Genomic DNA, 13,074 nt, shown 5'->3' with positions numbered 1-13,074 from the left:
CAACCTCAGCTCGGCGAACCGCCCATGGGCGCTGCTTCTCCGAACGCGTGCACCGTGGCCCCGGCATGCCCGTTGGGTACCGCGGCCGCTCGGCCAAGAATCGTCCTGCAGACGGCCGGGAAGATGAGCACTTCGTACTCAGCCGGGAGAAGCGGCCCCGCGCCCTGAGCCCGGTACCAGTTTCGGCGATACCGCCCCCCATTGATCTGCCCCACCACCGATCATGAGTAACGCCTACTCATGCACATCCGCGCGACATGGTGAAACGTTGCATTTCCGGCGTGCGTCTCGTGCCCGTCACAGAATCACGGCACGCGTCGACGCAAGAATTCTCTTTCGGAAGAACAAGGAGGTTGCATGCGCAGAAGATTGCGCAGAATCGCGATCATCTCGGCCGCCCTGGCTTCGACGGGCCTCGTCGTGTTCGGGGCTCCCTCTGCTCAAGCCACGAGCAGCGTGATCTACAACGGAGGTTTCGAGGACGGCGAGTCGGGCTGGATGGACTCCTGGAGCGTGATCGGCTCCGCCCCGCATCACCACGCGATCAACAATGGCCTGCGCTATCGATCCCACACCGGAACGTGGAAGGCCGAACTGGGCGGCGAGGGGTTCGGCGGGTACGGGTTCTACGGCCAGCAAAGCATTTTCCGGACAGTGACGTTGGAGCCCAAGACCAGTTACATCCTCTCGTACTGGCTGTACGTGACTCCGAGAACCACGGGATTCCGTCAGCTCGAAGTCACGGCGTCCGTGGACGGTCAGGTGTACCAGCTGGACTACAGGACCAACAAGGATGCCAACACCGGCTACGAGAGGGTGCAGGTTCACCTTCCCCAGGACCTTGTGTCCACCACCGAAAAGCGTGTGAAGATTTCCTTCGTCGCCAAAGAGGACGAATTCAACACAAGCCCCTTCCTCATCGACGACGTCGCCCTCTTCCCGGTGGAAGGTTCCTGAGAGTCGATCTCCAGATCCCGGAGATTTCTCGGGGTGGATTTCTGCGGAGCCGCGTTCTGGAGCATCGGAGCTCCAGGACGCGGCTCCGCCGTGCGGTGGCTCGCCGGTCCGGCCGCGCCTGCGCGGGGCACTGGTTCGCAGGATCCCGGATCAGGGGACTTCATCCGAGGAGACGTCCGTGGCGGGCCAGGTGTACTCGTATCCGGGAAGCTCGAAGCCCTGCTCGAAGTGGTAGACGCGGGATGCGGTACGACGGCCGCCATGGCGTTCGTAGAACGCGACGGCACGGGTGTTGCCCTGGAGAACCTCCAGGTAGACGTCCCGTCCAGGGTGCGCGCCGGCGGACCAGTCGAGGGCGCGCCGCAGGAGCCGTGTGCCCAGACCGCGGCCCGTCCCGCCCGGACGGACGTGCAGGTTGTCCAGCAGGATTCGGCCGTCCGGCCGAGGCTGCAGGTAGACGAAGCCGAGCAACTCCTCCTCTGCCACGGCCAGGAACACGGCCGAGCCCGGGAGGGGCTCGGCCAGCCGTGCTTGCCAGACTTCCCGGCGTTCCGCGAGCAGTGGACCATGCAAGTAGTGGTCGGGGAACAGCGTCGCGTAGGCCGCCCGCCAACTGGCCGTGTGCAACTCGGCAACGGCGTCGGCAGCCGATGCGGCGGCCGAGAGCTCGATGACTGCATCCTTTCCGCCGAGGTCATCCGTTTCCTCGGGATGGTTCTCCCTCGCGGGCTGTCCTGCCGGCCCGAGCCGGTGTGTGTCAAAGCCGCCTTCGCGGCGCGGTACTCGCATCATTCCTCCGGACTCGTGGTCTGCAGGCCATGGCTCATCTCTCCGTCGTGTCCTCACCTCGGACGGCGACAGGAGCGACAGGTTCGGAGCGTCCGGCGGTGAGCCGATGACACGCCGCTCGAGCCTGGACCAGGGTGGGGTAGGTGCCGTCCACCCGGTCTCGCAGGATGTGGATGACGCGCCCGTACAGTACCCGCGCTCGTGCCGTGTTCCCCGCGGACTCGTTCAGGGCCGCCATGTTGGCGAGCGTCGGCGACAGGTCGGGGTGCTCGGTACCCAGCAGACGCTCCTTGAGGCGCAAAGCGTCCGCGTAGTGCCGGCGCGCCGCGGCGAGGTCGCCGCGGCGGTGGCGCAGCGCCGCAAGATTGTGCAGGGTGACGGCCACTTCGTAGTGGTGGGGCCCATGGACGTCGTGGAAGACGGCCAGTGCCTGCCGCAGGTGGCGCTCGGCCGCGTCCAGGCGCCCGCAACCCTCCAGCAGTGCGGCCCATGCGGCGACGTCCAGTGCGGTGAGGATGTGCTCGGGCCCGTGCAGCCGGGTACGTATCCGCACGGCGCGGGCCGCCCACGGCTCCCCGCCCTGGGCGTCACCGCGTGCGTGAGCCAGCCCGCCGAGGTTGTGGCACACCATGGCCACGGCATCGTGGTCCGGCCCGAATGCGTCTTCGTAGATCTTCAGCGCCCGGAGGTAATGGCGTTCGGCGTTGTCGAAGTCTCCGACGTACTTGCCCAGGATGCCGGACTGGTTGCACAGCCAGGCCACGGCGGTCGACGAGGGTCCGAGGCCGGCCTCGGCGGCGGCGAGCGTCATCGCGAGCAGCAGCCCGGCGGGCCGGTACCTGCCCCGTATGCGCCACACGGCGGCCAGCATGCCGCGTGCCTCCAGTTGTTCCTCGGTGAGGGGCGCCGTACCGGTCGCCCGTCGCTCCGCGGGTGAGGCGGGGGTGAGCACCGCCCTCAGCAGCTCCTCCGCCTGCTCGGCCCGGCCCGCGTCCAGAGCGCGCTCGGCTTGCGCCATGGCCGCGCGCACGGAACTCACACCGTCGTGTCGCGTCATCCGTTGCTCTCCCTCGATCGGATGCGGTCCAGGCCCTGGGCAGTGAGCGCGGCCAAGCCGAGGACGGCTGCCGAGGCCGCGAAGAACGGATGTATGGACCGGGCGTCGAGAAGCGTCCCCGTGGCCAGGGCGCCGACGGCGAACCCGCTCGTCCAGGCCAAGGTGTGGGCGCCGTTGTAGCGGCCGGCCAGCCCCGGCGGCGCCAGGTCGTTGACCAGCGCGGTGATGACCGGCATATGGGCGACCTCCCCGCACGCGAACACCACGGCCGCGGCGACAAGGGTCCCCGGCCCAGGGGCGGGGCTGACAGCAACGAGGGCCCAGGCCCCAGCCATGCAGGCGGCGCCTCCCGCGAGAACAACACGCCGGGGAAGTCGCTGCAGAGCGCGCTGGGCCGGCATCTGCAACACGACGACGATGAGCATGTTCGCGGCGAACAGCCAGCCGAGGACATCGACCTGGCCGGTCACCACCGTGAGGGCCGGAAGGCCGATCTGGAGCTGAGCAAACCCGGCCGCCACCACGAGCAGCACGAACACGAATGCCCGTCGCATGGCGGGATCTTGGGCGACGGCACCATAGCCGGCGGCCCGCACTGCTCCGTCGTGCTTGAGATCATCGTGATGGCGCGCCCCACGACCGGCAGCTGTGTCAAAGGGCGTTCCCTGGCGACGGCCCACTCGGTGCACCAGGAGCGCCAGCACGACGAACGACGCGGCGTCGACGGCGTAGACACAGCGGAGACCAGCCGGGATGCCCAGAACGCCGAGCGCACCGGACGCGGCCGCGACACCGAGCAGGGCCCCGAGGGTGACCACGGTGTTGCGCCAGGAGAACACAGTGCGCCGGGCATCTTCCGGCACCGAGTGGGCCAGCAGCGCATCCAGCGCCGGTACGCGCGCCGCCTCCGCGCCCGTGCAGACCATCGCTCCCACGACTCCCGGCCACACGGCGTTTCCGTGGCTGCCGGCCATGACGGCGGCCGCCGTTGCGGCGACCGCGGCGAGCGCGACCACGGTGCGGGCGGCCCCGTGGCGGTCGCTGAGGGCGCCGCCCCCCACGGATCCGGCGATGGCGGCCAGCGACCGGGCCACGAGCAGCACTGCGACCTGGCCTCCGGACAGGCCGCAGATGTCCCGGAGATAGACGACCAGGTAGGGAAAGGTCGCTCCGGAACCGGCGCTGGAGAGGAATTCCCCGGCGAGCACCTGCACGGCCGCAGGGGGGATTCCTTCGGTGCCGGGGCCTTCCGCGGCTCGCTGTTTGCGCGGCCACGACCGACGGGACCGGTCAATGAGCATAGGGGTGGATGATCTTGTAGATGGGCATGCTCGTGGCGTTTGCGTACCGGACGACGCCGGCCGCTGTCGAGGCGTGGATGATCTGTCCTCCGCCGACATACATGCCGACGTGGTGCCTGTCGCTGTAGTAGACGATCAGGTCGCCCGGGCGGGCTGAGTCGATGTCGTCGCCGAAGTCGGCGCCGGCGTAGACCTGGTACTTCGGCTCACGAGGAATCCCGACACCGGCTTGCGCATAGGACCACTGGGCCAGTCCGCCGGCATCGAAGACGACGGGGCCGGTTCCGCCGGGCAGACAGGCAAAACCCAACTTGCTCTTGGCCGCTGCGATCGCGGTCGCGTATATGTCGGGCCCGGATGCGGACGCGTTGACAGGGATCAGCAGCCACAGCGCCAGCGCAGCCAGCGCGGTGACCGGGGATGCCCATTTGAGGATCGGCCGTCTGAACATGTCGAATCCCTTCTCGGCGGATTGTGTGTCTCGGTGTCACCGCTGAGTCAGCGGTGAGTGCCCACGTCGAATCCGGCCCGGCAGCGGCTGCGGCATCGCGCTCCACAGCGGCACGCGAACCGCCGGGGCCGTTCGGGGTGGGAGGTGAGGCCGCACGGTGGCAGTGGCCTCTGAGGGGCAGTCGGTTCAGGGTGTTCGGTTCCGTTGTCGCGGCCCCGGATGAAGTGGAACGCACAGTGGGAAGACGGAGGGCCTGGCGGGGCCGCTGCATCGGTGCCCATGGACGACGCCCAGCGGGATGGACGCTATGAGCGCAGTTCGATGGTTGCCCAGTGGCAGACACGGGGCTGGGCGGCCGCCTCGGGACACGCCGCTCCCCTGCCCTCGGCGAGTTCCGACACGATCAAGCGGCCGCGTCCGTGTTCCTCCGGAGGTCCGCTGTGCCTCGGGCCGTCCGGTCGCGGGCGGGGCCCTCCGTCAGTGACACTCACGTGCACCCTGTCCGGCCCGTCGGCCCTCTCCTGGATCCGCATGGAGAGCTTCACCGGTGGCGCGGCGTGGACGACGGCATTGGTGACCAGCTCCGACACGACGAGCATGACCTTGTAGAGCACATCCTGGTCGCAGCCACGAGCGGACAGAAGCCGCTTCGCTGCCCGACGCGCGACGGCCGGCGCCTCGGGTGCGTGCCTCAGTCCGAGACTCACGTACTGTGAGGAGCGCGGCGGAGTCGACAGGCCTGCAGGTATTACCATGATCTTCACGACTTACCCTCTGGGAGACGACCGCATGGTCGTCCTGACCTGCCCTACCTCACACCGCCCAGCGCCCTGCCGCTTGAGTAATCCGTACTCAACGTCCGGAACGGGACGCCGCAGTCTTCAGAACTTCCCCAGTTCACCGAGTAGTGCAGCTCACCGCGACGCGGCCGGTGGCGATCAGGGTACCGTCGGATTGCCGGACCCGTCGGGCGGCGGCTCATGGTCGCGACGGCAGCGGAAAGAGTGGTGTCATGTCCGACGATGAGACCGTCCAGAAGCCCTCAGGAATATCCTGGAACAGGCCGTTCCCGTTCATCGGCCGGAAGTCGGCGATGGATCTCTTCCGCGAGGTGCTTCCGGACCATCACGTCAAAGGCATACTGATCCACGGATTGTCCGGCGTAGGCAAGACACGTCTGGCACAGGAGTGCCTTGAGCGGGCAAAATCCGCGGGATTCGACACTGCAATGGCAGTCGCGACCCATGCGGCGGCCGCCGTTCCCCTCGGTGCGATCGCGCACATCATACCCCGCGGAATCGACCTCACGGATCCCGTTGCAGGATTTCATGCCATTGAGGCTGGAATCGGTCGACGAAACAGGAAGGGCCGCCTTGTTCTCCTGGTCGACGATCTCCATCTCCTCGACAGCACGTCCGTCATGCTACTGAGGCAGTTGATGGATTCGGGAAATGTATTTCTTCTGGGCACGGTCAGGTCGGGTGAGCCGCTTTCTTCTCACTCCGCCCTCTGCCAAGGTGACTGCATACGCCGCTTGGATATAGCCGCCTTCACGGAGAAGCAAGTGGCGGCTGTACTCGAAGCCGCTCTCCAGGGCTCTGTCGCGCGGCACACGGCGCATCAGTTCTATGCGATCAGCGGCGGCAACGCCTTGTACTTGCGAGAGCTCACACTGGGCGCACTGCGCAGCGATGCCTTGCGGCACGACGGCGAGGTGTGGCATCTGACCCGGGGCGGATCACGGCTTGGCACACCTCGTCTCCGTGAGCTGATCGCTGCGCGGCTCGGCCAGGCAACACCCCGAGGCACCGCCGTCCTCGAACTGCTCGCCCTGTGCGAACCCGTTTCACTCGCCGACGCGAGAGCGGTCGCGGCAATGGAGGATCTGGCCGAGCTCGAACGATGGGGCTATATGCGAACGACGCGGGAGGGAAAACGTCAAATACTCCGATTGGAACACCCCCTGTACGGCGAGATGATTCGTGCGGGGAGCCCGACACTGAGGCAGCACGACGTCCTGCTCCAGCAGATCGCACGGATCGAGGCCCGGGGGGCACGGCGACAGGATGATCTGCGCAATATCGCATCGTGGCGCCTGTCGGCAACAGGCACCGCCGATCCACGACTGCTGGTTCAGGCCGCCACCCTTGCCCGGCACAGTCGTGATTACCCCCAGGTGATCCGGCTGCTGGAAGCGGTCCCCGAGCGAGAACACACGGTGGAGAGTTGGCTGTCCCTCTCCTCCGCCCTCATAGAAACCGGACAGTCGAAGCGAGCTGGGGACATACTGAATCGAACCCTTTCCCTGGCGGCCACTGACCGGGAAAAGTTGGCAGTGGTGGATTCGTGGTCGGCAAACATGATCTGGGGAATGGGCAGCTCCGCCAAGGCCCTTCAGCTGACCGCCGCCGTCCGCGAACAGCTCACGTCACCGGAAGCGTCCGATGTCCTGGCCGCGATCGACGGCTCCGCGCACGTGGCCCAGGGCAGCCCCGTCGCGGGCCTGAGGCTTCTCGACGAATTCCTGCGGTGCGATGCCGCAGCCGCGAACGATCTTGACGCCTGGCTCAAGGGAGCGGTGGTCAAGACGTGGGCGCTGCAGATGCTGGGACGGACCCAGGAGGCTGTGACGTGGGCGAAGCGGACCGTCGAAATCCATGAGCGGGCCGCTCGGGAGACGACGACGGCTCCCGACCCTGCGCTGCAGAAGGCGCCGCTGCTGCTGGCGCTCGCCGAAGGAGGACACCTGCCGGAAGCCCGAGCCTCGGGGGAGCGCCAGTTCGCGGAACTGATCCGCTCGGACTCGGACTTCACCCGGATGTGGCTCGCCTACTTCCTCGCGGTGATCGAGTGGCTGGCCGGCCGGGCCGCGTCGTCGCGCCGCTGGTACGCCGAGTGCGCGGCTCTCGCCCGAAGCCACCATCGCGCCCGTCCTCTGCGAGAGGCGCTGGGTGGACTGTCCGCTGCCGCGAGCGTGCTCGGCGACTCCGCATCGGCCGAGGCCGCGTTGGCCGAACTGAGGACGATGGAGGAAGCCGGCCGCGAAGCGGACGGTGTGGACTGCTGGGACGCTCCGAGCAGGGCCCTCGGCCATGCATGGCAACTCGTACTGGCCGGACACCTGACCCGGGCCAGGGACGTATTGGGCGCGGCAGCCCGTGCCGCAAGGGCCGGAGGGGATCTCTCGGCGGAGGGCATGCTGCTGACCGACATCGCTCGGTTGGGAGGAGCCGGGCAAGCCGAGAACAGGCTCCGGGAGATCGCCGATCAGTGCGATGCCGCTCTGGCGCGGACACGGGCTGCCTTCGCCTCGGCACTGGCCGCCGAGGACGCGCCGGCGCTCTTGTCGGTCTCCGAGCAGTTCGAGGACATGGGGTACGAACTCCTGGCGGCGGAGGCAGCCGCTGGCGCGGCGGCCGCGTTCCGTGGGGACGGCCGTCCGCGGCAAGCCACCGCTGCCTCACTCCGGTGCACGAGACTCGCCGACGCATGCCAAGGGATCAGCACGCCGGGCCTGGCCCTGGCCCAGGGTGGGGCGCCTCTGACGCGGCGGGAGGCAGAGGTGGCCTGGCTCGCCGCGGCAGGGGAAACGACCCAGCACATAGCGGAGAAGCTGACTCTCTCGACCAGAACCGTCAGCAACCATCTCGGCCGCGTGTACGACAAGCTCGGCGTTTCCAGCCGACGCGACCTCCGCTCGGCGCTGGCACATCGTCCCGACCCGGATCAGCCACCTGGCGCGGGCCGCGAAGAGTGAGCTGATCGACCCTCGCGTACTGAGGGGCGAAGCACAGCGCCTACGGAGCGCAGCGATAGGTGAACGAGGCCGAGGCCGTATGCGCTGTGGGGGTGAGGATGTCCACGACGGCGCGCGCCTTGTGGGTGCCTCTGCCGTGGAAGGTCCACTTCATCGGCAGCCTGACTTTCTCCTGGCCCGCACGTACGTTCTGCCGCAAGCTGCCCGAGTCGGTGCCGTCGCTGCGCACCCATCGATAGCGGATCGTTCCGGCTGCTCCGTTGGTCGTGACCACGGCGACCACCGCGGCCGTTCGGTCACAGGGCAACTCGGTCGGCCGCACGCTCACCGTGACCTGGGTGACGGCCAGGTCCGGAGTGTCCCGCTGCCACAGGATCACGCCGACTACGGCAGCGATCAGCAGCACAAGAGCCGTCCACCGCGGCAGCCGTCCCGTGCGGCGCCGGAAACGGCCCGCGCCGTGCCGCGGGCCGTGCCGCCAGACCGTGGAGGTACGGTCGTCGAAAGCCTCCTGCTCGGGAAGGCGCAGAGTCGGCGTGGCCTGCTCCGGCATGGGGCCCATGGGGTGGACACCGGTGTTCCACACCGTCACGGCCGTGGGGTGCTCGCCGCGTCCGTACGACGACGGCGGGGACGGCGGGGCGGAAGCAGGGGTCCAGCCCGTCGACAGGTACTCCGGGGAGTCGTCCTCCTGATGGCCGGGGTGATGGCGTCCGAGACGCTGGGTGGGCCAGTCGTCGCTCATCGGCATGCCGCTCGCTCTCCAGTCCTTGCTCAGCCGATCGGCCCCAGGATGCAGGCAAGTGCGTCCATGTCCCGGTAGCTGTCACCGGTCTCGGCGCCGGGTGCGGTACTGACCCGTAGCCCCCAGTACCGGGGGCAGGTGGTGAATGCGTGGTGGTAGGAGAGGCGGTAGCTGGTACGGCCGCTGAGCCGGTAGGTCTCGGTGGTGCCGTCCTGCTGGCCGGGAACGCCGGCCTGCTCGCTGTTGTACCAGGTCAGGAGGAGGGTGACGGGATCGGTCCCGGTCGTGGTGACGGTGATCGCCGCATCGGCGCCTCGTACCTGCGTCGATTCCTTCAGCGAGGTGATGTCCACCGAGCGGACCGCCATCGCGGCAGGGGCGGCCGCCGGCGACGCGGACGGCTGCTGCGGCGCGGTGGAGGGCGAGGGCCCTCCGGCCGTGGCACCCCCGGCACTGGCGTTGGTGCCGGTACCGGTTCCGGTTCCACTGCTGGTGCCGCCTGCCGGTGTGCGGCCTGTGCCGGGCTTCTGGCCCGCTCGGCCGGCCGGGCTGTCCGAAGAGCCCGGGGGGCCGGCCGTGAGGGAACCGTTCGCCGGTGTCGGGGACGCCGCCGGGGAGTGATCACCGATGTCGCCGGCGGAGGGACCCGCTGTCGGCCCGCCGTCCGCCCTGGAGTCCTGTGCAGGTGTGGTCAGCGCGGTGTTGCCGGCCGATCCCTGAGTGGTGGCGATCGCTGTGACGGCGACGCCCCCCAGCACGACGGTGGCGGCGACGATCGCGGGGATCCTGCGAGGCCGCCGCCGGACCGCGCCGACCACACCCGGGCCGCGGGTACGACCGCCGGACCGCTGTGCTCGGCGCCCTCGGTGAGGACCTTCGGCCGTCGGCATCTCGTCCACTTCCGTGGTGGCGAGATCGGTCACGGCGTCCGTCCCGCCGACCGGGGACGGGGCCAGTTCCAGGAGCAGTGCGGTGGCGAGCGCGGCCAGGGCGCGCCGGCCCCGCTCCTCCCAGTCGGGGCCGTATCCGGCGGCCGCGGCGGTCTCCAGTTCGTCGAGGAACTCGTCGGCCGAACCGATCCTCTCGGACGGGCTCTTGGCCATCCCGCGCAGTACCAGCGCACGCAGTGGCTCGGGAACGGCGTCGGCGGGTACGGGCGCGGACAGATGCTGTGCGGCGACCTCGGTCAGATGCCGCCCTCCGAACGGGCGGACACCGGTGACGCACTCGAAGAACGTGACGGTCACCGCGTAGACGTCCGTGGCGGGCGAAGCCGGATGCCCCCGCCACTGCTCGGGTGCCATGTACATCGGGGTTCCCGACGCGCCGTCGGGTACGGACCCGTCGCGCGCGGCGATGCCGAAGTCGACGAGCTTCGAGGAGGCCTCCCGGGTGACCAGCACGTTCTCGGGCTTGTAGTCGCGGTGGACGATGCCCAGCCGATGCGCGGCGCTCAGGCCGAGGAGCGACCCCTTGAGCACGGTGAGCGCCGCCTCGGGCGTCGTAGCGCCCTCCCGCCGCAGCAGAGTCCGCAGAGCGCACCCCTCCACCAGCTCCAGCACCATGGCGGCACCGTCCCGGCTCTCCACGTACCGGCGCAGGCGCGCTACATGCGGGGAGTCGATCTCCTTCAGCAGTTCGGCCTCGGCACGGAACTCCTCGAGGAAGCGGGCGTCCCCGGTCAGCCGCTCGTTGAGGTACTTGACCGCGACAGGCGTGCCGGAGGCCGTCTCGACCGCCATCACCACACGTCCGCTTGCCCCGGCCCCCAGCTCGCGAATCTCGGTGAAACCGGGAACCGACCACGTTTTCACGGTTCAGGTCTGCCTTTCTCGACACCACGCCCCAGGCAGTTCCACGGGGCGCGAACAGCCTTGCGGTTTCCGGCACACCTCCGCCTGAGCAGTCATTGCTCATCTCGGCCGTCGGCCCGGTGACCCCGCGGTCGGCTGTGCGGCGGCCGGCATGTCTCGGTCGTGCGGAGATTGCCGAAGAACCGTGCCGAGGCGGGCGAGACCCTCCGCGATCTCGTCCTGGGCATGGGTGGTGAACGTCAGGCGCATGCTGGCGGGTACGGGACTGTCCGTGAAGAAGGAGGCTCCCGGAACGTAGGCGACGTTCCGGCGCATCGCCGACGGCAGAGTTGCCGCGGCGTCCATTCCCTCCGGCAGGCGTACCCAGAGGAACATGCCCCCTTCCGGCTCGTTCCAGGTGCTTCCCTCGGGCAGTGCCTCGGGAAGGCCCGCGACCATGGCTGCCAATCGGGCCCCGTAGGCCTGACGCAGGCCGGCAATGTGTCCTTCCATGCGCCCACCGGCCAGATAGGCGCCGACGATGGCCTGGTCCAGCGTCGAGGTGTGCAGGTCGGCGACCTGCTTGGCGACGGTCAACGCCCGTCTTGCGCCGCGGGGTGCGCGCAGCCAGCCCACTCGCAGGCCGGGGGCGAGAATCTTGGAGAAGCTGCCCAGCACGATCGTGCGGTCCTCGGCTCCGGGGTGTGCGGCGATCGCGGGGACCGGATCGCCGCGGTAGCGCAGTTCGCCGTAGGGGTCGTCCTCGACGATCCACAGCCCGTGCGCCGCCGCGTTCCGCGCCACCTCCTGACGCAGCCGCGCCGACATGGTGCTGCCGGTGGGGTTCTGGAAGTTCGGGATCACGTAGAGCAGCTTGGGCCGCTCACGGCGTACCACCTCAGTGAGCACCGCGGGATCGCACTCGCCCCCGCATGTCGGCAGGGGCACCACCCGGGCCCCCGCCAGCCGGAAACACTGGAGTGCGGCCAGATAGCTGGGGTTTTCGACCAGGACCGTGTCTCCCGGCTCCAGCAGGGCGGTGGTGGCCAGCGCCAGCGCCTGCTGCGACCCGGTGGTGATCAGCAGGTCGTCGGGAGCGGTCGGCAGACCGCGGCGGTCGAGGCGTGCGGCGATCGCCGCGCGCAGCGCGGGATCTCCCTCGGTGCGTGAGTACTGGAAGGCCCTGCGGGGCGCGTGCGTCAGTACCTGGTCGACGGCGGTCCGCAGGCCCTCGTGGTCGAACAGGGCGGGATCGGGAAGTCCGCCGGCGAAGGACACCACGTCGCTGCGCGAGGCCAACGCCAGGATGTCCCGCAGCGGTGACGTCTCCACGGTGTCGAGGCGGGCGGCGGTTGCCGGAGGCGGGGCGGCGTTCATCGGCCCGCGCCCGTGCGCAGGAACCGGGACGTCATGGCGATCCACAGCATCCCGGCCAGGATCAGGAGGCGTTCCATGATTCCCGGCCACATCCGCACCAGCATGGGCGCCATGCTCGCCGCCATGATCCCCGCGCAGATGAAGCCGGGGAGGGCGAGTCGGTTCCATCGCGGCATGGCCCGGAAGCGCAGTGCCAGGGCGAATATCGCCGCCGTGAGGGAGGTCATGGAGACCAGCGCCGCGGTCACGTGGATTCTTCCGTGCGTCGACGAGGGCGGCGATTGCGGATCGGTGAGGAAGAACGGCAGGACGGCGGCGCCGAGTGCGGTGACGGCGAGACCGGCGATTCCCGTCGTGACGGTGCGATCGGCCGGCAGTACGTCGCGCAGGCCCAGGGCGAGGGTGAGGGCGGCGACGGCGATTGCCAGGAAGCAGCCGTCGGCCAGCAGCGGGAACTCGCCGAGTGCGTACTCGCTGACCATGTCCGTCACCGGGTTCAACGGCGTGGGCAGCACGTGCAGCAACGCCATGAGCGCCGCCGACAGCCAGATCGCTGCCTCCGCCGTCGCTGCGTATGCCGAGGATGTGGGTCTGTTCATCAGGTTCTTTCCTGCGCGGGGACCAGCGGTGGGCCGAACGAGCGCCGCCCGGGCCTGACGGGCGTGAGTCCGGGCCGGGCGCGGGCGACGGGAGCCCACGCTCGGTGGAGTCGGCCGGGCGGTGCGGACGAGTCGGACGCTACGTCCGGCGGCGCCACGCCGTATGAGCAGCGGGTACTCAGCCGGCGGCTGCCCGGCGGCGCGCTCCTTCCGCGCCGGCTCGCCGAGGCGGCGCCGGATCGCCGAGG

The 13,074-nt window shown here is 69.3% G+C and carries 11 protein-coding genes; 2 read left to right on the top strand and 9 right to left on the bottom strand.

The genetic code is table 11. The features are described 5' to 3' along the window. Window positions 1-357 precede the first annotated feature (357 nt). Entirely contained in the window at window positions 358-957 is a 600-nt protein-coding gene (locus tag ACFY2L_RS13450; protein ID WP_390822355.1) for a hypothetical protein, read from the top strand. A 150-nt stretch (window positions 958-1,107) separates the two neighbouring features. On the opposite strand, the gene ACFY2L_RS13445 is transcribed toward ACFY2L_RS13450, so the two are convergent. From ACFY2L_RS13445 to ACFY2L_RS13425, 5 genes are all read right to left on the bottom strand, one after another. Further along, on the bottom strand, window positions 1,108-1,584 hold the full coding sequence (locus ACFY2L_RS13445; protein ID WP_390822354.1) for a GNAT family N-acetyltransferase: 477 nt from the start codon (window positions 1,582-1,584) through the stop codon (window positions 1,108-1,110). A 196-nt stretch (window positions 1,585-1,780) separates the two neighbouring features. Then, complete coding sequence (locus ACFY2L_RS13440) at window positions 1,781-2,803, bottom strand: tetratricopeptide repeat protein (protein ID WP_390822353.1); 1,023 nt, start codon at window positions 2,801-2,803, stop codon at window positions 1,781-1,783. Continuing rightward, the gene (locus tag ACFY2L_RS13435; RefSeq protein ID WP_390822352.1) at window positions 2,800-4,017 is read right to left on the bottom strand and encodes an MFS transporter; all 1,218 of its coding nucleotides are present in this window, start codon (window positions 4,015-4,017) and stop codon (window positions 2,800-2,802) included. The genes ACFY2L_RS13440 and ACFY2L_RS13435 overlap by 4 nt, the downstream gene beginning before the upstream one ends. A 76-nt stretch (window positions 4,018-4,093) precedes the next feature. After that, a complete protein-coding gene (locus ACFY2L_RS13430) occupies window positions 4,094-4,555 on the bottom strand; it encodes a C40 family peptidase (RefSeq protein WP_390822351.1) in 462 nt (153 codons plus the stop codon). A 305-nt stretch (window positions 4,556-4,860) separates the two neighbouring features. Further along, entirely contained in the window at window positions 4,861-5,310 is a 450-nt protein-coding gene (locus ACFY2L_RS13425; protein ID WP_390822350.1) for an ATP-binding protein, read from the bottom strand. A gap of 257 nt (window positions 5,311-5,567) precedes the next feature. Between ACFY2L_RS13425 and ACFY2L_RS13420 the strand changes: the two genes are divergently transcribed. Then, on the top strand, window positions 5,568-8,312 hold the full coding sequence (locus ACFY2L_RS13420; protein WP_390822349.1) for a LuxR C-terminal-related transcriptional regulator: 2,745 nt from the start codon (window positions 5,568-5,570) through the stop codon (window positions 8,310-8,312). A 40-nt stretch (window positions 8,313-8,352) separates the two neighbouring features. On the opposite strand, the gene ACFY2L_RS13415 is transcribed toward ACFY2L_RS13420, so the two are convergent. From ACFY2L_RS13415 to ACFY2L_RS13400, 4 genes are all read right to left on the bottom strand, one after another. Further along, a complete protein-coding gene (locus ACFY2L_RS13415) occupies window positions 8,353-9,063 on the bottom strand; it encodes a hypothetical protein (protein WP_390822348.1) in 711 nt (236 codons plus the stop codon). Between the two features lie 23 nt (window positions 9,064-9,086). Next, window positions 9,087-10,871 (bottom strand): serine/threonine-protein kinase, encoded by a 1,785-nt coding sequence (locus ACFY2L_RS13410; protein ID WP_390822347.1) that lies wholly within the window; start codon window positions 10,869-10,871, stop codon window positions 9,087-9,089. A gap of 99 nt (window positions 10,872-10,970) precedes the next feature. Further along, complete coding sequence (locus ACFY2L_RS13405; protein ID WP_390822346.1) at window positions 10,971-12,227, bottom strand: PLP-dependent aminotransferase family protein; 1,257 nt, start codon at window positions 12,225-12,227, stop codon at window positions 10,971-10,973. Further along, window positions 12,224-12,826 carry a DUF998 domain-containing protein gene (locus ACFY2L_RS13400; RefSeq protein ID WP_390822345.1) on the bottom strand — a complete coding sequence of 201 codons (603 nt, stop codon included), beginning with the start codon at window positions 12,824-12,826 and terminating at the stop codon, window positions 12,224-12,226. The genes ACFY2L_RS13405 and ACFY2L_RS13400 overlap by 4 nt, the downstream gene beginning before the upstream one ends. Between the last annotated feature and the right edge of the window lie 248 nt (window positions 12,827-13,074).

Origin of the sequence: Streptomyces sp. NPDC001381, assembly GCF_042895685.1 — a bacterium.
Lineage (GTDB): Bacteria > Actinomycetota > Actinomycetes > Streptomycetales > Streptomycetaceae > Streptomyces.
This window is presented reverse-complemented; position numbering and strand designations above follow the sequence as displayed.

Coding starts and splice junctions, on each gene's coding strand:
- ACFY2L_RS13440 (WP_390822353.1), bottom strand. CDS start 2,803: ATGACGCGACACGACGGTGTGAGTTCCGTGCGCGCGGCCATGGCGCAA.
- ACFY2L_RS13425 (WP_390822350.1), bottom strand. CDS start 5,310: ATGGTAATACCTGCAGGCCTGTCGACTCCGCCGCGCTCCTCACAGTAC.
- ACFY2L_RS13405 (WP_390822346.1), bottom strand. CDS start 12,227: ATGAACGCCGCCCCGCCTCCGGCAACCGCCGCCCGCCTCGACACCGTG.
- ACFY2L_RS13430 (WP_390822351.1), bottom strand. CDS start 4,555: ATGTTCAGACGGCCGATCCTCAAATGGGCATCCCCGGTCACCGCGCTG.
- ACFY2L_RS13415 (WP_390822348.1), bottom strand. CDS start 9,063: ATGCCGATGAGCGACGACTGGCCCACCCAGCGTCTCGGACGCCATCAC.
- ACFY2L_RS13450 (WP_390822355.1), top strand. CDS start 358: ATGCGCAGAAGATTGCGCAGAATCGCGATCATCTCGGCCGCCCTGGCT.
- ACFY2L_RS13400 (WP_390822345.1), bottom strand. CDS start 12,826: ATGAACAGACCCACATCCTCGGCATACGCAGCGACGGCGGAGGCAGCG.
- ACFY2L_RS13420 (WP_390822349.1), top strand. CDS start 5,568: ATGTCCGACGATGAGACCGTCCAGAAGCCCTCAGGAATATCCTGGAAC.